Raw genomic sequence first — 21,879 nt, 5'->3', positions numbered from 1 at the left:
CCGCTGACCGTCCTCCTACCGTCCGCTGACGGTCTCCGTCAGCGAGGGTCGCGTACGGCGCGCCGGTAGCGCTCCGACAGCCGAAGGACGTGCTCGGCCAGCTCCGGCGGGTCGAGCACCTCGAAGTCCACGCCGATGAACCCGATCCACACGGCCATTCCGTGCAGGTCGTCGCCGCCCAGCCGGGCCAGGCAGGTGGCCTCGTCGACCGGCTCGACATCGAGCTCCAGCGGCAGCCGGCGCACCGCCTCGGCCGGGCTGTGCAGCAGCACCGTCGCGCTGTAGCGCCACATCGCGGTGTTCACGCCCTTCTCCACGTACGCGGCCACGTCCCCGTCGCCCGGCAACTCGCGGGGCGTGAACCGGGGCCCCGTGGCCGGTACGCGCAGGACGACGCGGTCCACCCGGAACGTCCGCCAGTCCCGCCGCTCGATGTCGTAGCCGACCAGATACCAGCGGCCGCGCCGGTGCACGAGCCGGTGCGGTTCGACGTCGCGCGGGGTCGAGGAGCCGTCGTGGCCGGTGTAGTCGAAGCGGAGCCGTTCGTGGTCGCGGGCCGCGTTGGCGATCGTGGTCAGCACCTCGGGCGCCACCGACGGGCCGCCGCCGGGGATCTGGACCGTGTACGTGTTCAGGGCGTTGACCCGGCGGCGCAGCCGCGACGGCAGCACCTGCTCCAGCTTGGCCAGGGCGCGCACGGAGGTCTCCTCGATGCCCTGGACGCCGCCGCCCGCCGCCCGGCCGAGCCCGACGGCCACCGCCACGGCCTCCTCGTCGTCGAGCAGCAGCGGCGGCAGCGCGGCCCCGGCGCCGAGCCGGTAGCCGCCCGCGACGCCCGGCGTGGCGTTGACCGGATAGCCGAGGCTGCGCAGCCGCTCGACGTCGTTGCGGATCGTCCTGGTCGAGACCCCGAGCCGCGCGGACAGCTCGGGCCCTGACCACTCCTTGTGCGCCTGGAGCAGGGAGAGCAGTTTGAGCAGACGGGCCGAGGTGTCCAGCATGCCGACCAGTCTGCCCGCTATCGCGGAAAGTCCGCTTCCGCATTGACCGCCTCGGCGGTGACCAGCAGCACCGCCTTGCCGACCAGCTCCCTGGACGCGAGGGCGGCGTGCGCCTCGGCCGCCCGCTCCAGCGGCACGGCGAGGCCGATCACCGTGGCGAGCCGGCCCGCCGCCGTCTCTGTCATGGTCCGCTCGGCCAGCCGTCTGAACCGCTCGGGCGTGAACTGGACCTGCTCCATGCCGACCAGGCGGACGCCCCGCGCCTCGGCCTCGCCCGGGTCCACCTGGGCGGGGGAACCGCTCGGCACGCCGTACGCGAAGAACGTCCCGCCGCGCTCGACCAGGTGGAAGGCCGCGCTCCCGACCTGGCCGCCGACACCGTCGAACACGACGTCGAAGCCGCCGGTGAGCTCGTCATAACCGATCGCCGTGGTCGCGCCGAACCGTACCGCGGCCGCTCGCTTGGCCGGGTCGTGGGCCGCGGCCGTGACCTCGGCGCCCGCCGCGGCGGCGAGGCGCACCAGAGGCAGGCCCAGCGCCCCGCCCGCGCCGGTGACCAGCACGCGGGCCCCCGGCTTGAGCTCGGCGGCGTCGATCAGGCTGAGCGCCGCCGGACCCACCTGGATCAGCGCGCCCGCCGCGCGCCAGCCCACCCCGTCGGGCACCGCGACCAGCGTGTCCAGCTCGGCCACCGCCCGCTCGGCGTACCCGCCGGCCGGGAGGAGCGCGGCCACCCGCCTCCCCGTCCACGCCGGATCGACCCCCTCGCCGACGGACAGCACCCGCCCGGCCACCCCCGTGCCGGGCACGAACGGCGGCTGAAGCGGGAACCACTCCTGGCCCCATCCCGCCCGCAACTGCGCGTCGATGGACATCACATCCACGACCGAGACGCCGATCACCACCTGCCCCGGACCCGCCACCGGATCCGGGGCCCGCTTGACCACCAGCACCTCGGGACCGCCGAAACCTGTCACCTCGACAACGTTCATGGCGCCGAGTCTGCTACCTCAACTTCGGTTGAGGTCAACCGAACAGCTTCTGCGCCTGCTGGATCACCGTCAGCACGGTGAGCGTGCCGAAGAAGGCGATGGACCAGACGAGCGCGCCCAGCCGGTACGACCTGATCTTGATGGCCGCCGGCAGCGACCCGCGGTTCAGCACGATCAGCAGGATCGAGTAGACGAACATCATCACCGCCGCGAAACTGGCCGAGAACACCAGCAGGATCAGCGGCTGGTCGAACCCGAGCAGCAGCACCGTGATGCCGATCAGGACCATCGCCCACACCATGATGAAGTACACGCGGTTCACGGACACGGCCCGGTCGCGCAGGTAGACGGTCTTGATCGTGTCGGAGGCGAGCCGGGAGGTGTAGTCGACGATGCCCATGGCCGAGGCGAACAGCGACAGCGCCCCGATCACCCAGAACAGCACACCGAACCACGGTCCGACCGTCGCGTTCAGCGCCTCCCCCTCGACCTTCAGGAACCCGATGCTGTTGGCCAGCCCCGGCTTACCGAACACCGTGGAGTAGGCGAGCATCGACATCAGCGCGATCGTCAGGAACGACACCAGCGCGAACGTCGACGCCTGCTCGACGTTCGCGAAGCGCCACCACTGCCGCCAGCGGGCCAGGTTCTCCTTGGTCGGCGCGAACTGGAAGCCCGTCGACGCGGCCGCCTCCTCGTGGCCGGTGACCGGGCTGACCAGGCGCGGCACGTACTGGCCCATGCCGAAGCCCTTGTCGCGGATCCAGTTGCTCTGGCACAGGTTCTGGCCGCCACCCGCGCCCGCGTAGGCGATCGCGCCCATCAGCAGCGCGAACTCCAGCGGCGGCACCGGGAACCGCGCGTCCACGGTCAGGCCCTTGCCCAGCGCGATCCAGCTGTCGGCGTTGATGGCGAACAGGATCGCGACCACCGCGAGCGTCGTGACCAGGGCGATCTTCACGAAGATCACCCGTTCCAGCAGGATGTAGATGACGGGCGCCATCGTCAGCCCGATCGCGATCAGCAGCAGCATGCCGATCGCGATCCAGCGCACGCTGTCCTCGCCCGTGCCGGTCAGGTAGGTCATCATCGTGGCCGACGTGGTCACCCAGCCGGGCCACAGGTTCGAGCAGAGCGTCAGCAGGACGAAGACGAGGCCCCAGTGCTTCCACATCCTGCTGAAACCGGTCAGCGCGGTCTCGCCGGTGGCCAGCGTGTAGCGCTCGATCTCCATGTTGAGGAACCACTGGGTGATGATGCCGATCGCGGCGCCCCAGACGAACACCAGGCCAACCTGGGAGGCGATGTACGGCCAGAGGATGAACTCGCCGGACGCCAGCCCGACCCCCGCGCCGACGAGGCCGGGGCCGATGATGCGCCAGGTCGATCGGGGAGGGTCCGGCAGATCGCGGACGGTGACGGACGGGAGGACTCGTGCGGGAACGGTCGGTGTGAACTCCGCCATGTCGATCTCCTTGCGTCGACGCGCGTAAGTATCACATTACATAGATCCGTTACATCGGTGGAATACCCAGTCAACGCTTCTCCAGTACGTATTCCCCCTCCTCGGTGAAACCCGTGACCCGCGCGCCCGACCCCATCAGCCCGCCGAGCACCTCCCGCACCGCCAGCCGCCACGCCTGGGCCGCCCCCGGGTCCTCACGGCGCAGCGTCTCGATGTCGTACGGCGTCCCGACCAGCACCACCGGCCCGTCCACGCGGCCGATCACCGGCCGCGCCCCGCTCACTTCCACCCCCCGCGTGAAGGGCCCGGCTGACGGCTCCGGCGGCGGCTCCGTCAGCCGCCAGACCGCGAGCAGCCGGTCGGACGCGTCGCCCTCGTTGATCGCGTCGGCCATGACGCCGTAGAAGTCCTCCAGGTAGCGCTCCGGCCGGGCGCCCAGCTTGGTCAGGTTGAACCGGGCGTTCCTGCGTACGAGCGGGTCGAACGTCCAGGTGATCCTGACCAGCCCGCGCGCCACGCACCAGGCCCGCTGGTGCAGCTTGAGCGCGTAGCCGATGCCGCGCCCGATCGCCGCCCCCGTCACGTGGGAGTGCAGCGTCCGGTCCGCCGCGAGGAAGCCCACCGAGGCGCCGACCAGCCGGTCGCCCTCGTACGCCCCGGCCACGTAACCGCCCGTGTGCGCGAAGCCGATCATCAGCTCCACCGGCACGGGCGCGTTGCGCGGGTCGGGGTGCCAGATGTCGTCGTACAGCCGGTAGACGTCCTGGAACTCGTGGATGTCACGCAGTTCGCGGATCGTCACACCGGTCTTCTCGGCCGCTTCACGGGCGGCGGCCGCTTCCGCACTCGTCATTGGGCCAACCTACCCGCCACCTGCCGGAACGGCCGTCGGCTCTATGGTGAGTCGGCCGGACGGTAGGCGGCGCGCGGCGGCCGGGCCGTCAACCGGCGGTAGAGCGTCGTGGGGCCGGGCCAGTTGTTCGTGACGCGGCCGTCCGCCGTCTTGTACCAGCTCCGGCAGCCGTTGCCCCACACCATCCGCGCCATCGCCGCGTCGAGCTGCCTGCTCCACGCGGCCATCGCCGCGGGCCGCACCTCGATCGGCCCCTGCTCCGACAGGTACGGCAGGCAGGACATGATGTGGTTCACCTGGCATTCGATCATGAAGATGATGGAGTTGTGGCCCAGGTTGGTGTTCGGCCCGTACAGCAGGAACAGGTTCGGGAAGTCCGGCACCGAGATGCCCAGGTACGCCTCCGCCCCGCTCTTCCACCGCTCCCGCAGTGACTGACCGCTCCGTCCCGTGACCTCCATCGGCGCGAGGAACTCGGTGCTCCGGAACCCGGTGGCGTAGACGATCGTGTCCACCTCGTACGGTCCCTCGGTGGTCTCGATGCCCTTCGGCGTGATCCGGACGATCCGGTCCGTCACCACGTTCACGTTCGGCCTGGTCAGGGCGGGATAGAAGGCGCTGTCGATGACGACCCGCTTGCAGCCCGGCGGGTAGTCGGGGGTGAGCTTGGCGCGCAGCGCCGGGTCGGGGACCTGGTTCCGCAGGTGGTCGAGGGCCCGCTTCTTGAGCAGGCCGACGCTCCAGCCCTGTGCCAGGGCGGGGTAGAGGGTGCCTTCGGCGTAGCGGTAGAGCCACTCGCGGTAGGCGCGCTGGAGGCCGGGGACGAAGTGGAACGCGAGCCTGGTCAGGGGGCCGAAGGTGGCGTCGGGCTTGGGGATCACCCAGTTGGGGGTGCGCTGGAACACGGTCAGGTGCTCGGCCTCGGCGGCGACGCGCGGGATGAGCTGGGCGGCCGATGAGCCGTTGCCGATCACCGCGACCCGCCGGCCGGTGAGATCGTGGTCGTGGTTCCAGCGGGCGGAGTGGAAGGACGTGCCCGCGAAATCCTCCATTCCCGAAATGTCGGGTAGGCGGGGGCGGTTGAGCTGGCCGACGCTCATGACGACGACGTCGAAGGTCTCGGTGGCGCCGGCCGTACTGACCTGCCAGTGGGAGCCGTCGAAGACGGCCCGCTCGACCTCGCTGCTGAAGCGGATTTTTCGCCTGACACCGTATTTATCAGCGCAATGCGCTAAGTAGGCGAGAATTTCAGGTTGTTCCGGATAGCGGCGGGTCCAGCTCGCGTACTTCTCGAACGAGTAGGAGTAGAGGTGCGACGGGATGTCGCAGCCCGCGCCCGGGTAGCTGTTGTCGCGCCAGGTGCCGCCCAGGTCGGCCGCCTTCTCGAAGACGGTGTAGGAGCGAATCCCGGCCCGTTCGAGCTGGATCGCCATGCACAAGCCGCCGAAACCCGCTCCGATGATCGCGACCTTGGGTGCCATGGCGTCCTCCGCGTGTCAGGATCCACTTACGGTACGCCGAACCTCGTTCGGACAACACCCTTCGCCGCTCACGTACCCGGGCCCGGTGGCCGGTAGTCTGCGCAGGTGGCTGGAGCAATGCTGGCGGATGTGATCGAGGAGCTCGAGGCGGCCTACCCGCCCGCTCGGGCCGAGTCCTGGGACGCGGTGGGCCTGGTCTGCGGAGACCCGGCGCAGGAGGTGCGGCGGGTGCTGTTCGCGGTCGACCCGGTGGCGGCCGTCGCCGAGGAGGCCGTCGAGTGGGGTGCCGACCTGATCGTCACCCACCACCCCCTCTACCTGCGCGGCACCACCAGCGTCGCCGCGACCACCCCCAAGGGCCGCCTCCTTCATAAACTGATAAAGAATGACATCGCCCTCTATACGGCCCACACCAATGCCGACGTGGCGAACCCCGGCGTCTCCGACGCCCTGGCCCGCGCCGTCGGCCTGACCGGCGAACTGGTGCCGCTGCGCCCGTTCACCGACGACCCGTTGCGCGGGCTCGGCCGCATCGGCGACCTGCCGTCGGAGATGACGCTGGGGGAGTTCGCCGAGCGGGCCGTCGCCGGACTGCCGCAGACCGCGCACGGCATCCGCGTGGCGGGCGACCTGTCGCGTCGCGTCGCGCGCGTGGCCGTCAGCGGGGGAGCGGGCGACTCCCTCCTCGGTACGGCGCGCGCCGCGGGGGTGGACGTGTTCCTCACCGCGGACCTGAGACACCATCCGGCCAGCGAGTTCGTCGAGCAGGACGGGCCGGCGCTGATCGACGCCGCGCATTGGGCCACCGAGTGGCCATGGCTCGACAGCGCCGCGTCCATCCTGGGTTCGAGTGGCGTTACCGTTGAGACGCGTGTCTCCGCCACGGTCACCGATGCTTGGACAAGAGGATATTGATCATGAAAGCAGCCCCTGAGGCCCAGAAGCGACTGCTCGACCTGGCTGACCTGGACTCCGTGGTCGACCGGCTGGCGCACCGCCGCCGCACCCTGCCCGAGCTGGTGGAGATCGACGAGCAGTCGAAGCGATACGCCAAGCTCGCCACCGACGTGATCGAGGCCGAGACCCAGGCCGGCGACCTGGCCCGCGACCAGGCCAAGGCCGAGAACGACGTCGACGCCGTCCGCAGCCGCGCCGACCGCGACCAGAAGCGGCTCGACTCCGGCGCGGTCAGCTCGCCGAGGGACCTGGCGAGCCTCCAGTCCGAGATCGCCTCCCTGCACAAGCGCCAGGGCGACCTCGAAGAAGTCGTGCTGGAGATCATGGAACGCCGTGAGGCGGCCGACACCAAGGTCGTCGACCTGGTCGCGCAGCGCGACGAGATCGCCGCCACCCGCGCCGCCGCCGAGGACCGCCGCGACGCCCTGCTCGCCGACATCGACAAAGAGGCGGGCGAGGTCCAGGGCCGGCGCGCCTCCGTCGCCGGCGAGATCCCCGCCGACCTGCTCACGCTCTACAGCAAGCTCAAGGATCAGTACACCGTCGGTGCCGCCATGCTCAGGGGCGGCCGGTGCCAGGGCTGCAAGGTGGCCCTGTCGATCGCCGAGATGAACCGCATCAAGGCCGCGCCGCACGACGAGGTGCTGCGTTGCGACGAATGCCGCCGCATTCTCGTACGTACTCCCGAGTCGGGCCTGTGACCTCCTACATCGTCGAAGCGGACGGCGGCTCGCGCGGCAATCCCGGGCCCGCCGGCTACGGCGCCGTGGTCATGGACGCCGGCGACCGCCAGGTGCTGGCGGAGGCGGCGGAGGCGATCGGCGTCACGACCAACAACGTGGCCGAATACCGCGGGCTGATCGCCGGGCTGACGTCGGTGCTCGACCTGGGGGGCGAGGGGGCCCCGGTGGCGGTACGCATGGACTCCAAGCTGGTCATCGAGCAGATGGCCGGCCGCTGGAAGATCAAGAACGAGGGCCTGCGCCCGCTCGCCCTGGAGGCCGGCAAACTGGCCAGGCGGCTGCGGGTGACGGAGTGGACCTGGATCCCACGCGACCAGAACCGGCACGCGGACCGGCTGGCCAACGAGGCGATGGACGCCGCGGCCAAGGGGCTGGCGTGGCGGGCGGGCGGCACGGCCGTACAGGCCGAGCCCCGCACCTCCCCGCGATCCCCCTCGACCGGCTCGGGAACCCCGACCGGCTCGGGAACCCCGACCGATTTGTCGGCTCCCACCGCGTCCCTGGCCACCGCCCAGCAGCGGAGCCGGCCGGGCAGCGGCACCGGGTGGAGCCCGCCGACCCGGGTGGCGACGTCCCTGCTCCTGCTGCGCCACGGCGAGACCCCGCTGTCCGTCGAACGCCGCTTCTCCGGCCTGGGCGACCCCGAACTCACCGCCAACGGCCTGGCCCAGGCAGCCGCGGCCGCCGAGCGCCTGTCCCACGACCCGTACCACCTGGACGTGATCGTCAGCTCCCCCCTCAAGCGCGCCAGGCAGACCGCGGAGGCGGTCGCCCAGCGCACGGGGCTCAGCGTGGAAGTGGACGACGACCTCAGAGAGGCCGACTTCGGCGCTTGGGAAGGCCACACGTTCACGGAGGTCCAGCGCGGCTGGCCCGCCGAGCTGGCCGCCTGGCTCGCCAACTCGAACGTCGCACCACCCGACGGCGAGAGCTTCGACGCTGTCGCGGAGCGTATCCAGCGAGCGCAGGAGCGCCTGGTCGAGCGGTACGAGGGCCGGACGGTGCTCGTCGTGTCGCACGTGACGCCCATCAAGACAGTGCTGCGGTTCGCGCTGATGGCGCCCGCGGTGACGCTGTACCGCATGCACCTGGATCTGGCGTGCCTGTCGCTGGTGGAGCACTACGCCGACGGCCAGGCCGTGGTGAAGTCCTTCAACGACACCTCCCACCTACGCTGACCTCCTGGGACCTTGTGGACCGGCTGATGATCTCCGCAGGTTTGATAACCTTCACATCAGACGAGCCGGCCGGGCGGCCGCGTCGGGCCCTTCGCGGGCCCGCCGAGGAAGGTCCGGGCTCCACAGGGCAGGGTGGTCGGTAACGCCGACCCGGGGCGACCCGCGGGACAGTGCCACAGAAAGCAGACCGCCTCCCGACCTTTCGGGGGGTAAGGGTGAAACGGTGGTGTAAGAGACCACCAGCGCCCACGGCGACGTGGGCGGCTAGGTAAACCCCACCCGGAGCAAGGTCAAGAAGGGACGCTCTCCGGAGCGTCCCGCGCGCGACGTTCGAGGGCTGCCCGCCCGAGCCGCGCGGGTAGACCGCTTGAGGCCGCCGGCAACGACGGCCCTAGATGGATGGTCGCCCCTTCGTGCGAACGAAGGACAGAACCCGGCCTACAGGCCGGCTCGTCTTACACAGCCCTCTGACCAGGGGCTCGCGGTGGGACGTGGTCGTGGAGTCGCGCGAAGGCGCCGGCGTGGGCCGCGGCAGGGGCGATGCTGTAGGCGACGATGGTCAGACCGGGGTCGGCGGGGACTTCGAGGGCGTCGTAGTCGAGGTCGAGATCGCCGACATCGGGGTGGTGGAAGTGCTGCCGGCCGCTGCGGTAATACTCGACGTCGTGGGCGTCCCAGCGAAGGGCGAACTCCTCGCTGTGGGTGGCGAGTTCGTCGATGAGGTCGGCGAGGCCGGCGAGGTCGGCGAGGTCGGCGAGGTCGGCGAGGCCGGTGTTGGCAGGGGTGCGGGCGGCTTCGGTGCGGAGGCTGCCGACGGCGTCGTGCTGGACACTGGACCCGATCGATTCCAGCTACCGCCGCAGCCTGGGCAAGCAGCTCAGCGTCCAGGAGTCCCCGCACCGCCTAGCCCGCAAGATCTGCCACGGCAACGCCAGCAAGATCCGGCAGGCATGCCGGGAGGGGCAGGAAGATCAGTTAGCGGCGTTAGGGCTCGTGCTCAATGCCGTGGTTTTGTGGAATTCGAAATTCGCTCCGTCCTTTCCTTATCGAGCGAACAGGTTCCGCTTGGAACATAAGAACTTCCCTAGAGCCCCTGAATGCCCAGTTCAGGCCCCCGGACGGGAGAGCAGAACTGCCAACTGTCGCGAAATCGTATCCGATGCAATAGGCGGCAGTTGTAGCAATCGCGGAAGATCCAATCAACCTGTCTCTGATCTGCGAGCGGCGAACCGGTCAACGCGCGGATCAGATCTTCTGTGAAAAGCTAGAAGCTCAGCAGGTGGCTGGTCAGGTCGTACAGGCGGTGGGCGGCGGCTGGGTCGAGCGAGGGAAGTGACGGTTCGAGCGGGCGGCGGCGATCGTAGGCCAGTAGGCCGCCCTTGCCTGGCGGGTCATCCATCAGCTCGACGATGGGCGCGATGGCCTTGTCGACCGGTTGGGCGGCGAACCTGGCCAGCAGCTTGATGACGGTCTTAGTGGGCTGTTTGAGGCTGTCTGTGCCGCTGTTGGTGAAGCCCGGGTGGTGCAGCAGGTAACGGGTGCGGGCGTCCGGGTGGTTGAGGGCGTACGCGACGCCCAGGAGGTCGGTGGCACGCCCCGCCTGCAGCATGGCCTTGATACTGCCGTAGCCTCGCTTGAGCGACAGGTCATCCCAGTGGATGTGGCCCTTGGTGACGCCGACACCGCAGATGTTCACGATCATCGGGTTCTCGCCGCGCTCCAGCAGGTCGGTCAGGCCGTAGGCGAGCAGGAATCGGCTGATGTAGTAGAGGGCGAAGGTGGCCTCATAGCCATCGGGGGTTTCCACCCGTTGCGAGAAGGGGCGTAGCGCGGTGCAGATCAGGCCGTCCAGCGCGTCATGTCGTGCCTTGATCTCTTTGATCACTCGCACGTTCTCCGCTGCCGATGTCAGGTCGGCGCGCAGGAACGCGGCCCGCCCGGCGGCGCCCAGCCCGGCGGCCTCGTCGAGGAAGTGCTGCCCCTTGGCCGGATCGCTGCCCACGACCGTCACGTGGTTGCCCCGGCGCAGGAAGTGCAGGGCGAGTCCCCGACCCATGCCGTTTGTTCCGCCCGCCACAACGTACGTCCGCATACGTCACCCTCTCACAGTCATCGAACGCTGACTTGAGGGAACGTAGCACAACCTCGGCATAGAATGTCAACGATCGATGACCAAGCAAGGGAGTTCGCGTTGCAGAAGAGGGACAGAGAGGCTACCCGCGCGCGCCTGCTCGAGGCCGCCAGACTGCGCTTCGCCCGCCAGGGCTACGACGCCACCAGCGTTCGCGACATCGCCAGGGACTCCGGCGTCGACGCCACCCTCATCTTCCGCTACTTCGGCTCCAAGAAACAGCTCTTCGACCAGGCCACCGCCGCCGCCCGCCCCGCCGACCTGCTCGAAGGGCCCCAGGAGGAGCTGGTCGCCCGCATGGTGCGCACGGTCGTCGACCACGACTGGACGGAGTACGGCGGTGAGCACCCCCTGGTCGCCATGCTGCGTTCCTCGGCCCACGAGGACGCCCGCCAGCGCATCCGCAAGGAGGTCTGCGACACCTACGTCAACGCCCTACGGGACCTGGCCGAGGGCGAGGACGCCGAGCTGCGGGCCGAATTGCTCAGCGCCTGGATGGTCGGCATCGGCATCCTGCGCTCGGTCGTGGCCACCCCCGCCCTGGCCGAAGCGCGGGCCGCCGACCTGGCCCCGCATATCGCGACCGTCGCCACGGGCCTGCTGGGCCGTCCCATGTCAGGAACAGTGGATCAAAGGGGTGAATCCAGCCAAACCTGAAGACCCCCGGCGCGGAAAGGTGATCTCTCCTTGGAGCCCGGTTACGCGAACTTCGAATGGAGAGATAACGGGCCGATTCTCTTCAGGAAACCGCTCTTCCGTCAGGGGGCGCCGTTGGTGATGGCTTGACTCTCGACAGCCGGTGACGCGCAGGTCGGGTCAGCGCGCACGCCCCGTACCGCCGCAAAGGATGATCTTCCGTAGTGGGTCGAAGCCGGCACGGCCGTATCGGCTGCGTCAGAGGGCCCTGACTCTTGTCACGTTGCCCTCCACCGCGCCCTAGGACCATGGCTGGGCGAATCGCAGCACATTGCCGGAGGGGTCGAGGAAGGCGCAGTCGCGGACGCCGTTGGGCGCTCCTGTATCACTTCGGCGCCCGCTGCCTCGATGCGCTCGAAGGTGGCGTCGCAGTCGTCGGTCACGAAGACAAGACGGCCCAGCAGGCCCTTGGCCATCAGGTCCTCGATCGCCTGCCGGTCGGCCGGCGAGACACCCGGGTCCGCGCCGGGCGCTTCGAGGAAGATCTGCACGTCCGGCTCCGACGGCGGGCCGACGCGCACCCACCGCGTCCCCCCGAGTTCACGTACCTCAAAGCCGAGCACGTCACGGTAGAAGCCGAGCGCCTCGTTCACGTCGTGGACGGCGAGAGCGTATGACGAGAGCTTGAGACGCATGCCGCTCACGCCGCGGACCGGCCGGGGAGGCCGGCTCATCCTCGCTCCTTGTCGTTGGCGCGAAGGAAGACGATGTCGAGGTCGCGGAGCCGGTCCGGGTCGGTGTCGATGGCGATGCAGGTGATCTTCCCGTCGCGGACGGTGAACGTGAAGACGGCCTTCGGCCGGCCGCGGTACGACCAGACGGCCGCCGGAACGCCATCGACCAGAGCGAGCCGCGCGGCCCGAGCCCGTCCGGCGAAGAAGGCCGCCACCGCGTGGCCGCCGCGGACCTCGACGGCCACGGCATCCGGATCGAGCAGTTCGAGCAGGGCGGCGAAATCCCCGTTTCGGGAGGCGGCGAGGAAGGCGGCGACGATTTCCCGCTTCGGGGATCGCGCGGCGTCGGATGCCCCCGCCGCTCCCTGCACCCGCCGCCGGGCCCGGCTGGCGAGTTGCCGGGCCGCCGTCGGGGAACGGTCGATGATGGCGCCGATCTCGCCGAACGACACGGCGAAGACGTCGTGCAGGACGAACGCGAGCCGTTCGGCGGGAGTCAGCGTGTCCAGCACCACCATCAGCGCGACACCGACCGAATCGGCCAGCAGCGCCTCGTCCTCGGGGTCGGCCTGGCCGGTTTGGCGGGTGCTCGCGTGCGGCGCGGTGGGCTCGGGCGGCAGCGCCCCGGCCGACTCCTCACGCCGGGAACGGCGTGCTTCGAGCATGTTCAGGCAGACCCGGGCGACGACCGTGGTCAGCCATCCGGCCGGATTCTCCACCTGGCCGGTGTCGGCGCGGCTGACCCGCAGCCACGCCTCCTGCACCGCGTCCTCGGCCTCGCTGGGTGAGCCGAGCATCCGGTACGCCACCCCTTGTAAGCGGTCCTGGTGCTCGGTGAACCGCTCGTTCAGCCAGTCCTGCTCGATCATCGGTCACGTTCCTCCGTCTCGGCCTGTCATATCCATTGACCGGCGAAACCACGCCAATGTGACATCTGCCGGTCCGTACACCTCGATCAGAAGGAGACAAGACATGAAAGCGCATGTGAGCTCGATCCTGCTCGGCGTCCGGGACCTGGAGCAGTCCAAGCGGTTCTACTCGGAGGGTCTCGGCTGGAAGGTCCGGCAGGACTACGGCATCTCGGTGTTCTTCGAGCCGGACGGCGGTTCGCCTGTCGGCTTCTACGGCCGCGATGGCCTGGCCGATCAGGTGGGCACGAGCCCGGAAGGCAGCGGTTTCAGCGGATTGGTCCTCACTTACGTCGTCCGCAGCGAGTCGCGGGTCGACGAGATCATCGCGGAGGCCGAGAAGGCCGGCGCCACGATCCTCAAGCCCGCGGGTGCCCTGCCGTGGGGCGGGTACGGCGGCTCCTTCGCCGACCTGGACGGCTACATCTGGAGTCTCGCCTACAGCGCCCAGGGCAAGGATCAGCCCTACGCGGAGTAGCAGCCTCTGGTGAGTGCGGGTGACGTGGCCACCGCCGGACACCCCGGCCGGGCTCCTCCGGACGGATGGCCCCTCAGCATGACCGGCACCGAGGAGTAGGTTCGGCGTCGACGCGGCATCGTGTCGACGCCGAAATCGGTTGGATGGGGTCACGCGCGGGCTGATAGCTTGCAGAAGACCGTGACATCGCACGAGGAGGTGAGACCCATGAACGCTGTATCGATATGGGTGCTCCCCCGATTCGTCACGGTGGGCGATTGACGTAGGTGTCGCCGCCGGGAGTGCCGCAACAACAAGGCAATCCCGAAAGGCAACAACCTATGCATTCTGTACATTTCACTGCGGAGACATCGTCGAACGGTGTCGTCGAACGCGACTTCACGCTGGGTGAGGTCTCCGGCGTGCTCTGGTCGCCCGCATCCGGCTCCGGCCGCGCGCCCTTGGTGCTGATGGGGCACGGCGGCGGCACACACAAGAAGGCACCCGCGATGGCGGGCCGCGCCCACCGCCTCGTCACCGGCTGCGGCTTCCACGTCGCCGTCATCGACGCGCCCGGCCACGGTGACCGGCCGCGTACGGCGTACGACGAGCAAGAGATCGCCGTGATGCAGCAGGCGATGGCGGCGGGTGAGTCGGTCGGCCCGATCGTCGTCCGCTACAACGGCCACCTGGCGGAGCGCGCTGTGCCGGAGTGGCGGGCGACCCTGGACGCCCTCCAGGGCCTACCGGAGATCGGTCCCGACGGGCCCGTCGGCTACTTCGGCCTGAACATGGGCACCGCGATCGGGGTGCCGCTGACGGCGATCGAACCCAGAATCACCGCTGCGATCTTCGGCCTCCACTGGCCCGAGGCCCTGGCCGAGACGGCGAAGCGGATCACCATCCCGATCGAGTTCGCCCTCCAGTGGGACGACGAGCACATCCCGCGCGAGTCCGGTCTCGCGTTGTTCGACGCCTTCGCCTCGAAGGAGAAGACCTTGCACGCCAATGCGGGCGCTCATAAGGAGCTGCCCAGGTTCGAGGTCGACAGCGCGGTCCGGTTCTTCGCCCGGCATCTCGGCTTGTCACACATCGAAGGGGCCTAGGCTCGAATGACCCCGTCGTCGTCGGGCGGCGGGGTCGAGCCAGAAGGCGCCCACCATTGCTCGCCGTTGAATTCCGGTGAGGGGTGAGCGGAAGAGGGAGACCGCTTCGATCGAGCAGGGTATGTGGTCCCTTTTGTGTCTTTGCGGAAGATTCGCGTGGATATGGTGGCCACATCCTCAAGCGTGTACGCGGTGCGGGCGCCGGAAATAGACATATCGGCGGCCTCGGCTAATGCCCTCAGCCGGTAAGGCTCCGGCCGGACGAACTCCCTGGCGTATGCGAGTATCAACCGCATCTGCTGCTGTATATCCCTTTTTTGGGCGGCAAGCTCGTCGAGCTTCGCGAGGACGGGATCTTCTGAGGTGGAGGCGCGTGCCGCCATCATCAGGTCCGCCGTGATCGTGCGTCGCTGCTCTCGTAACGCTTTCAGGCGCGCCTCGTACTCCTTTGAGTCTTCACCTGTGCCGATGGTGATGTTCGGGATGAGGATCTTGGCGAGTTCATGTGCGATTTCTTCCACGCGGTGCAGCATTCAGCAAAGAGTGCGGAGATCGCAAGAACTTCTTCGATATGCACGCGGGGTGCGGGGTTGCGGGGAGGAATATTCCCCACCGGGAGATGTGCTTTCTCCCTCTCCGGTGGACAGAAGCGCGCTCACGGTAGTAATCGGATTTCGGCGCTGAATGATCTTGTGTAATTCTCGGGGTGCTCGCGAGGCGAGCGGCCCTTCTGTCTGTAGCAGAAAGGCCGCTCTCGCGGGTCCTCGATACACGCATGCGAAGGGAATCCGCTGTGAAGAGAATACTCGGAAGGCGTCACGAGCCGGAAGCGATGGAGCATGAGAAAGGTAGGCAACCGCTCCCTCAGAGATGGGTGGTCATTCTGTTCGCTTCTCTGCTCGCGGGGACGATGGCCGGATCGGATGCCGACTCGTCCGCGGTCGGCGTCGCCACCGCTCTCACGATCGCCGGCCTCTTACACTCCGTGATGGGATAACGTCCGGCCCGGTAACCCTGTCCTTGTTGCCAGTCGTAGGGCTGGCACAAGGCGGGGGTGAAGAGCAGCAGGGCCGTTCGGTCATCCTCCGATTTCCTTCTCCGCCAGAGCGGCCGCGAAACGGGTCGCGACCGTCGCGACCGCGGCACGGAGTTCCGGCCCGCCGACGACCCGGAAGGCGAACGGCACGCTCGCCAACCACTCCTGCGCATACATCGCCGGATTGTTCGTACTGCCGACGAGGACGCACCCGTCTCCTGATGATTCAAGCCGTCCCATGGGAGGCCGGATCCATGGGGCCACCTCAGCCAGCGGGGCGTCGAATATGACATGGGTGGAGAACTCCCACCCCGTGCCCAGGTTCTCCTCCAGCGCGGCCACCGGGTCGAGGTCGTCGGGCGGCTCGAACGTGCCCGCGGTCTGCTGGACCGCGCGGACCCGGTCGACCCGGTAGGTGCGGATCGCGTCCGCGCGATGGGAGTGACACAGCAGGTACCAGCGTCCGTGCCGGGCGACGACCGCCCAAGGATCCACCTCGGCCGCCCATTCGTTGCCGGGCCTACTTCGATACGTGATCAGTACGCGGCGTCGGCTCGCGATGGCGGAGACGAGCGCGCTGGTGGTGGCGGGATCCGGATGGGCCGAGTGCCGGTCGGGCGCGGCCGACGCGTGCTCTCGTAGCGTGGCCGCCTGCCGGCCGACGCTCTCGGGCAGCGCCCGGATGACCTTGCCCAGGGCAGAACCGACGAGGTCGTCGCCGTCGGCGACGGTCGGCTGGCCGTCGAGCACCGCCATGACCAGATGAAGTGCCTCGGCCTCCGTGAAGACGACCGGAGGCAACCTCGTCCCGCGCCCGAGCCGGTACCCGCCGTAGGGCCCGCGGGTCGACTCGACGGGGATGCCCGCCTCTCGGAGGATCCCGACGTACCGGCGCGCGGCCCGCTCCGTGACACCCAAACTCGCGGCGAGTTCGTCGGCCGTCACGCCGGGACGGGTCTGGAGGATCTCCATGGCACGCAGAGCGCGTGCGGTGGGGCTGAGATCGGTCGGCACACGAGCAGGTTAGGTGGTCACGTGATGAACCGGAAGTGGATCGTCCGGAATTGGTCCTAGCCTGAGGTCCATGACCGAGTTCCGTGAGCAGGACCTCACAGGAGCACGCTTCGAGCGCGTGAGCCTCCGGGGCGCCACCTTCAGCCGGGTGAACCTCAACGACGTCCGCATGCAAGCAGTCGACCTCACCGGCGCGCGGATACGTGGCGCTCTGTTCAACACGAGCCGCCTGCGCGGCGTCGAGCTGGTCGACGTCGAGATCAGCGGCGAGCTGAAGAACGTCGTCGTGAACGGCGTCGACATCGCACCGCTCGTCGAGGCCGAGCTGAATCGCCGCATGCCCGAACGGGGGAAAATGCGCCCCGACGACACCGACGGGTTCCGTGAGGCGTGGGCGATCCTGGAGCGGCTGTGGGCGGACACCGTCGCGCGGGCGAGTACGTTCCCCGAGGCGGCGCTCCACCGCAGCGTGGACGACGAGTGGTCCTTCATCCAGACCCTGCGGCACCTCAACTTCGCCGGTGCCGCCTGGGTGGGCCGGATGATCCTCGGCAACGTCTCGCCGTGGCACCCGTTGGACCTGCCGTGGGACGAGGCGCCCGGGTGGGATGACATCCCGTGGGACCGCGGGGCACGCCCCTCGCTCGATGAGGTGCTCACGGTTCGACACGAACGCCAGGCGATGGTCCGCCACGTCCTGGCGTCACTCACCGACGGGCAACTCGCCTCTGAAGTGACTCGCACCGAGCCCGGTTGGCCCCGGATGGAGAGCTTCCCCGTCAAGGAATGTCTCCGCATCGTCCTCAACGAGGAATGGGAGCACCGGCTCTATGCCGAACGCGACCTGACCTCACTGGAGAAAGGAAATTAATCATGGACATCCTGCTCATTGGCGGCTTGTGGCTCGACGGATCCGCATGGGACGACGTCGTGTCCGCACTCGAGCCACTCGGCCACCGCCCGGTGCCGATCACCCTCCCGGGCCAGGGTGACGGATCCGCGTCCGCCACGCTCGATGACCAGGTGGCGGCGGTGCTCGCCGCCGTGGACTCGGCGGCCGGAAAGCCCATGGTAGTGGGGCATTCCGCCGCCAGCACCCTGGCTTGGCTGGCCGCTGACGCGCGAGCGGAGCAGGTCGCGAAAATCGCCCTCATCGGCGGCTTCCCGGCCGCCGACGGCGCGCCTTACGCCGACTTCTTCGAAGCGAAGGATGGTGTCATGCCCTTCCCCGGCTGGGGGCCGTTCGAGGGGCCGGACTCCGCTGACCTTGACGAGGAGGCCAAGCGCGTCTTCGCGTCCGCTGCGATCCCGGTCCCCGAGGGAGTGGCCAAGGGCGTGGTGCGGCTGACGGACGAACGACGGTTCGACGTCCCGGTCGTAGTCGTGTGCCCCGAATTCACCCCTGCCCAGGCTCAGGCGTGGATCGACGCCGGTGACGTGCCCGAGCTCGCCAAGGCCAAGCACCTCGAGTTCGTCGACATCGACTCGGGCCACTGGCCCATGGTCAGCAAGCCCATCGAACTCGCCCGGCTCCTGGCCGCAGCGGCAGCCGAGGCCTGAGGGGCGGACTTGTCGGTCCCACCCCGGATGGTCAGACGGCGCTCTGTGCTCGTGCCGCTTTCACGAAGTCGGCTGCGCGGGCCGGGTCGACGGCGTTCCAGGTGTGACCGTCGATCTTGAGGTCGCTGCCGACGATGCAGCCGTCCGCAATGGACAGGAACTGGCCGATCGTGTCCCGCCGAGCACCGGTGTTGAGGAGGACGGGCACGTCGGCCGGTGTGGCATCCCGCACGGCCCGCACGGTGGAGAGGTCCGGGCCCGCGCCGGCCATGGGACCGGACACGAGGATCGTGTCGGCGAGGCTGGATACGACGGCGGAGCGCGCCGTTGCCGGTGCCTGGCGGGTGCCGATCGGGGAGGCGAACTCGGGGGTGATGTTCATGAAGATCGCGAGGTTGTCGGCGTGGAGTCGGCGGCGTTCGCGAAGGGTGTGGGCGCAGTTCGTGGTCCACAGTCCCATGTCGGACTCCCACACGCCGGTGGTGACCTCACGGATGAAATCCGCCTCGCATGCGACGGCGGCCGCGAGTGCGATGCGCGGGTCCCAAAGGAAGTCGACGCCGATGGGGAGACCGGACGGGCGGCATTCGGTGACGATGCGCGTCATCACCGCCGCGGACTCCGGCCCGGCGTTGAGTTCGTAGGGACGGTCGTTCTCGTTGCAGAAGAGGATGGCGTCGAAGCCCGCGTCGACGAGGATCTCCACGTCGCGGCGGACGTGGCGGATCATTCCCGCGATGCCCGCACGATCGTCGTACAGAGGGGTCCCGGGCAGGGCGGGCACGTGAGCCATGGCGATGAGCGGTTTGGTATCTGATCCGAAGATGGCGTGGAACCGGGAAGGCATGAGGTCTGGCCTTTCGTGGTGAACCGGGTGCTTCACGAGGATGTGTTGTCGAGGGCCTGACCGGCCACGGCCGTGATGATCGCGGCGGATTCCGCGATATAGCGATCATCGTGCGCGGACTTGGGTGGGACGACGTGCAGGGCGGTCCCGCAGGCGCCGGCCCAGCGGCGGGCGATGGTCAGTGGGTGCAGCGGGTCGTGCCGGGTGCCGATGACGGTGGCCGGTGTGCGGATGCGGCGCAGATCGGCCAGTTCGGCGAACGGGGTGGACAGCGGCATGCGTTCGAGGCGAAGACGACGTTCGGCCGCATGAGGGGATCCGAACTGATCCATCAGGCTGTCCGCGACGGTCGCTGATTCCGCTCGCACAGCGCGGTAGACGGGAGAGCGCGCGAATTCGGCCGCGCCGTCCCGGGTCGCGAGAAGTCCCGCGATGGTGCTGAACGCCCGTAGGTGGGGAGGGTCGGCCTGGTCTTCCCAAGCGGGCCGGATGAAGACGAGTCCGGCGAGGGCGCCGGGAGAGTGAAGGGCCAGTGCGGCGAGGACGCCCGCTCCCATGGAGATGCCGACGCCGATGAGCGGCGGCTGTATCGCGCGGGTGCGCAGCAGAGCCGCGATGTCGGCGCTGAACCGCTGGAAGGTGAAGTCGCTCGCGTCTCCGATCAGCGGGGTCAGACCGTGGGCGCGCATGTCCGGTATCAGCAGGTCGCAGGGGAGCCTGGCCAGGTGCGGCAGGAACGGGGCGAACTGCGTGGTGTCGCCGCCCAGCCCGTGCAGCAGCAGCATGGTTCCCGAAGCCGGCGTGTGCGGCCGTCGCAGCATCACGTGAGCCACTTCGGCGTAGCGGTTCGACGAAGCGTTCACGTGTTCCTCGCCGCGTGGAGGCGGTCGCGCAGGTATCGGCCGGATCGGGAGGCGTCGTCCTCGGTGGCGTCCTGGATGATGATCGGCACCGCTCGGCCGAGCCCGAGAGTGCGGCGGCAGATCATCGTGTAGTCGAGATCTCCACGACCGAGGGGTGCCGGCCCGGCGGCGGTGAGGTCCTTGGCCTGCAGGCCGATGATGTGCTCGCCGAGCAGGTCGAAGGCCTCGTTGATGACGTCGTCCTGCCGGTGGATCGTCTCCGGCGCGACCAGGTTGCCGGGGTCGAGGACGATGCCGATGTGCCGGGCATCGGCTCCCAGCTCGCTGATGAGCCGGTGGGCGCGCTGCGCGGAGTCGACGACGTTGGCGCTCTCCGGCTCGATGCCGAGCGTGATTCCCGCATCCGAGGCCGCCTCGAGCAGGGCATCGAGGGTGGAGCGCAGGTCGGCCCAGGCGGCGGTGGAGCGATTGTCCGGGTGGCCGGTCCACATGTCGTCTGTGTTGAGTGTCCCGCTGCACAAGGTGACCGCGGTGACGCCGAGCAGCGGCGACATGTCGATCAGCCGCGCCGCCTGGCGGGTCTGCCTCAGTCGGCGGGCTCGATCGGGGTGGATGACGTTGTAGGTGGCCGACAGCCCCCAGACGGTGACGCCGGCATCACGGAAGTCCTGGCCGACGGCGGTGACGGCGTCGAGGGAGACGTCAGGTGCGAGCGTCGGCATGGCGATCGCTGAGAAGTTGAACTGGGCCAGGCGGAAGCCGGCCTCGGCGACGGCGGTGGCGACCTCGCCGGCGGTCGTCCGGGGAAAGGTGCGGGCGAAGATGCCGACTTCGGGGAGCGTCATGTGCGGGTCACCGGCTGGTCGACGGCGTCGCGGATGGCGTCGACGATCCTGAGTGCTTCGATGCCGTCCTCGGCGGTGGGCTCGGCACGCGTGCCGAGGAGGATGGCCCGGGCGAAGGCCTCGATCTGGCGCTCGTAGGGGTCGGTGTCGCCGAACACCGGCTCGGTGTAGGTCTGGGTGGGCTCGTCGAACACCCTGACCGAGCTCGGTTGCCTCGTGAACGGGAAGGGGCAGCGTAGCCGGACGTGGCCGGCGTCGCCGTAGAGGTCGAACCCTTCGGACCATTCCGCGTGGACGCTCGCCGTCACCTCCAGGCTCAACGCGGCCCCGGCGCGGTATCGGCCCAGGGCGTGCCAGCTGTAGTCGCGTTCGCCGTGGGACAGGATCGCGCTGTGGATGGTGTAGTCGCCTGCCAGGTAGCGCAGCAGGTCGAACGTGTGGATGCCGTGGGTGACCAGGAGATGTTCGGCGCGGTGGATCGCCTTGTACGCAAGCTCTCGCGACCGTACGGCCGGATCGACGATCAGCGGAGGGAACAGGGTGGTCTCGATTGGTTCGCGAAGTCTGGACATCACGCGATACCAGCCGACGACGCTGCGGAGGGGGCCGATCCTCGCGACCGCTTCGGCGGCGTACTGGACGCCGGGGTCGAACCGCTTCATGCTCGCCACCTGCAGTTCCAGGCGAGCCGAGTCGGCCAGGTCGCGCAGGTGCTCGGCCTCGGCGACGGTGGCGGCGAGGGGTTTCTCGATGATGACGTGCTTGCCTGCCCGCAGCGCCTGCTCAGCCACCTGGGCGTGGAATCGGTCGGGAACGGCGATCAGCACGGCATCGACCGGCGCGTCGAGCAGGTCGGCGACGTCGAGGAAGGCTCGTGCGCCGTAGCGGCTCGCCATGGCGTCGGCCAGCGTGGCGCTGCCATCGCACACCGCTGTGAGCTCGACGTTCTCGGCTTTGGCGATGGCCGGCAGGTGTGCGGCTTGCGAAATGCGTCCGCATCCGATGACGGCCAGACGAATGTGTTCGGACACGATGTGGGTTGGTCTCCCTCGTGAGTGCTCGGTTGCCACAA

At 69.0% G+C, this 21,879-nt stretch carries 23 protein-coding genes, 1 other RNA gene and 1 pseudogene; 10 read left to right on the top strand and 15 right to left on the bottom strand.

Translation table 11 applies throughout. The features are described from left to right. Positions 1-38: 38 nt before the first annotated feature. The 5 genes from KME78_RS22595 to KME78_RS22575 all read right to left on the bottom strand — a co-directional run bounded on the left by KME78_RS22595 (position 39) and on the right by KME78_RS22575 (position 5,792). Complete coding sequence (locus tag KME78_RS22595; RefSeq protein ID WP_219531100.1) at positions 39-1,001, bottom strand: helix-turn-helix transcriptional regulator; 963 nt, start codon at positions 999-1,001, stop codon at positions 39-41. A 17-nt stretch (positions 1,002-1,018) separates the two neighbouring features. Next, the gene (locus tag KME78_RS22590; protein ID WP_246651576.1) at positions 1,019-1,993 is read right to left on the bottom strand and encodes a zinc-binding dehydrogenase; all 975 of its coding nucleotides are present in this window, start codon (positions 1,991-1,993) and stop codon (positions 1,019-1,021) included. Between the two features lie 34 nt (positions 1,994-2,027). Further along, a complete protein-coding gene (locus tag KME78_RS22585; protein WP_219531099.1) occupies positions 2,028-3,458 on the bottom strand; it encodes an Nramp family divalent metal transporter in 1,431 nt (476 codons plus the stop codon). Positions 3,459-3,528: 70 nt separating this feature from the next. Further along, positions 3,529-4,311 (bottom strand): GNAT family N-acetyltransferase, encoded by a 783-nt coding sequence (locus KME78_RS22580; RefSeq protein ID WP_219531098.1) that lies wholly within the window; start codon positions 4,309-4,311, stop codon positions 3,529-3,531. A 41-nt stretch (positions 4,312-4,352) separates the two neighbouring features. Continuing rightward, positions 4,353-5,792, bottom strand: a complete 1,440-nt coding sequence (locus tag KME78_RS22575; RefSeq protein WP_219531097.1) for a flavin-containing monooxygenase — start codon at positions 5,790-5,792, stop codon at positions 4,353-4,355. Positions 5,793-5,909: 117 nt separating this feature from the next. Here KME78_RS22575 and KME78_RS22570 point away from each other — a divergent pair, with 117 nt between their 5' ends. From KME78_RS22570 to rnpB, 4 genes are all read left to right on the top strand, one after another. Continuing rightward, the gene (locus KME78_RS22570; protein ID WP_219531239.1) at positions 5,910-6,707 is read left to right on the top strand and encodes a Nif3-like dinuclear metal center hexameric protein; all 798 of its coding nucleotides are present in this window, start codon (positions 5,910-5,912) and stop codon (positions 6,705-6,707) included. Between the two features lie 2 nt (positions 6,708-6,709). Further along, positions 6,710-7,450, top strand: coding sequence for a zinc ribbon domain-containing protein (locus KME78_RS22565; RefSeq protein WP_219531096.1), 741 nt, complete (start codon positions 6,710-6,712; stop codon positions 7,448-7,450). After that, the gene (locus KME78_RS22560; protein ID WP_308127085.1) at positions 7,447-8,670 is read left to right on the top strand and encodes a bifunctional RNase H/acid phosphatase; all 1,224 of its coding nucleotides are present in this window, start codon (positions 7,447-7,449) and stop codon (positions 8,668-8,670) included. The genes KME78_RS22565 and KME78_RS22560 overlap by 4 nt, the downstream gene beginning before the upstream one ends. 61 nt (positions 8,671-8,731) lie before the next feature. Continuing rightward, positions 8,732-9,127, top strand: an RNA gene (gene rnpB / locus KME78_RS22555) — RNase P RNA component class A. Here rnpB and KME78_RS68040 read toward each other — a convergent pair. Then, on the bottom strand, positions 9,126-9,512 hold the full coding sequence (locus KME78_RS68040; protein WP_372454923.1) for an MmyB family transcriptional regulator: 387 nt from the start codon (positions 9,510-9,512) through the stop codon (positions 9,126-9,128). The genes rnpB and KME78_RS68040 overlap by 2 nt on opposite strands. Here KME78_RS68040 and KME78_RS22545 point away from each other — a divergent pair. Then, positions 9,502-9,699 (top strand): annotated as a pseudogene (locus KME78_RS22545) (Tn3 family transposase); the annotation flags it as partial. The gene KME78_RS68040 and the pseudogene KME78_RS22545 sit on opposite strands and share 11 nt — an antisense overlap. A 235-nt stretch (positions 9,700-9,934) precedes the next feature. On the opposite strand, the gene KME78_RS22540 reads toward KME78_RS22545, so the two are convergent. Continuing rightward, on the bottom strand, positions 9,935-10,762 hold the full coding sequence (locus tag KME78_RS22540) for an SDR family NAD(P)-dependent oxidoreductase (RefSeq protein ID WP_219531095.1): 828 nt from the start codon (positions 10,760-10,762) through the stop codon (positions 9,935-9,937). Between the two features lie 99 nt (positions 10,763-10,861). On the opposite strand from KME78_RS22540, the gene KME78_RS22535 reads away from it, so the two are divergent. Next, positions 10,862-11,458 (top strand): TetR/AcrR family transcriptional regulator, encoded by a 597-nt coding sequence (locus tag KME78_RS22535; protein WP_219531094.1) that lies wholly within the window; start codon positions 10,862-10,864, stop codon positions 11,456-11,458. Between the two features lie 257 nt (positions 11,459-11,715). Here the strand turns inward: KME78_RS22535 and KME78_RS22530 are convergent, their stop codons facing one another. After that, positions 11,716-12,132: a VOC family protein gene (locus KME78_RS22530; protein WP_308127084.1), complete on the bottom strand. Its 417-nt coding sequence runs from the start codon at positions 12,130-12,132 to the stop codon at positions 11,716-11,718. Positions 12,133-12,167: 35 nt separating this feature from the next. Further along, positions 12,168-13,040 (bottom strand): sigma-70 family RNA polymerase sigma factor, encoded by an 873-nt coding sequence (locus KME78_RS22525; RefSeq protein ID WP_219531093.1) that lies wholly within the window; start codon positions 13,038-13,040, stop codon positions 12,168-12,170. A gap of 103 nt (positions 13,041-13,143) precedes the next feature. Between KME78_RS22525 and KME78_RS22520 the strand changes: the two genes are divergently transcribed. Both KME78_RS22520 and KME78_RS22515 read left to right on the top strand, forming a co-directional pair. After that, the gene (locus KME78_RS22520) at positions 13,144-13,557 is read left to right on the top strand and encodes a VOC family protein (RefSeq protein ID WP_246651575.1); all 414 of its coding nucleotides are present in this window, start codon (positions 13,144-13,146) and stop codon (positions 13,555-13,557) included. A 320-nt stretch (positions 13,558-13,877) separates the two neighbouring features. Then, positions 13,878-14,642, top strand: a complete 765-nt coding sequence (locus KME78_RS22515; protein ID WP_219531092.1) for an alpha/beta hydrolase family protein — start codon at positions 13,878-13,880, stop codon at positions 14,640-14,642. Here KME78_RS22515 and KME78_RS22510 read toward each other — a convergent pair. Both KME78_RS22510 and KME78_RS22505 read right to left on the bottom strand, forming a co-directional pair. Then, on the bottom strand, positions 14,639-15,175 hold the full coding sequence (locus tag KME78_RS22510; RefSeq protein WP_219531091.1) for a hypothetical protein: 537 nt from the start codon (positions 15,173-15,175) through the stop codon (positions 14,639-14,641). The two genes, KME78_RS22515 and KME78_RS22510, sit on opposite strands and share 4 nt — an antisense overlap. A 545-nt stretch (positions 15,176-15,720) precedes the next feature. Next, on the bottom strand, positions 15,721-16,692 hold the full coding sequence (locus KME78_RS22505; protein WP_219531090.1) for a helix-turn-helix transcriptional regulator: 972 nt from the start codon (positions 16,690-16,692) through the stop codon (positions 15,721-15,723). Positions 16,693-16,762: 70 nt separating this feature from the next. On the opposite strand from KME78_RS22505, the gene KME78_RS22500 reads away from it, so the two are divergent. Next, entirely contained in the window at positions 16,763-17,563 is an 801-nt protein-coding gene (locus tag KME78_RS22500) for a DinB family protein (protein WP_219531089.1), read from the top strand. A gap of 2 nt (positions 17,564-17,565) precedes the next feature. Further along, on the top strand, positions 17,566-18,252 hold the full coding sequence (locus tag KME78_RS22495; RefSeq protein ID WP_219531088.1) for an alpha/beta fold hydrolase: 687 nt from the start codon (positions 17,566-17,568) through the stop codon (positions 18,250-18,252). A 31-nt stretch (positions 18,253-18,283) separates the two neighbouring features. Here the strand turns inward: KME78_RS22495 and KME78_RS22490 are convergent, their stop codons facing one another. The 4 genes from KME78_RS22490 to KME78_RS22475 are packed head-to-tail and all read right to left on the bottom strand — an operon-like array spanning position 18,284 to position 21,838. Further along, positions 18,284-19,099 (bottom strand): BtpA/SgcQ family protein, encoded by an 816-nt coding sequence (locus KME78_RS22490; protein ID WP_281428820.1) that lies wholly within the window; start codon positions 19,097-19,099, stop codon positions 18,284-18,286. 32 nt (positions 19,100-19,131) lie between these two features. After that, entirely contained in the window at positions 19,132-19,962 is an 831-nt protein-coding gene (locus KME78_RS22485; RefSeq protein ID WP_219531086.1) for an alpha/beta fold hydrolase, read from the bottom strand. Beyond that, a complete protein-coding gene (locus KME78_RS22480; RefSeq protein WP_219531085.1) occupies positions 19,959-20,807 on the bottom strand; it encodes a sugar phosphate isomerase/epimerase family protein in 849 nt (282 codons plus the stop codon). Before KME78_RS22480 ends, KME78_RS22485 begins: the two co-directional genes overlap by 4 nt. Beyond that, entirely contained in the window at positions 20,804-21,838 is a 1,035-nt protein-coding gene (locus KME78_RS22475; RefSeq protein ID WP_219531084.1) for a Gfo/Idh/MocA family protein, read from the bottom strand. The genes KME78_RS22480 and KME78_RS22475 overlap by 4 nt, the downstream gene beginning before the upstream one ends. Between the last annotated feature and the right edge of the window lie 41 nt (positions 21,839-21,879).

It is taken from the genome of Nonomuraea guangzhouensis, assembly GCF_019396345.1.
GTDB lineage: Bacteria > Actinomycetota > Actinomycetes > Streptosporangiales > Streptosporangiaceae > Nonomuraea > Nonomuraea guangzhouensis.
Note: the sequence above shows the minus strand (reverse complement) of the source record. Positions and strands in the feature narration are given on the sequence as shown.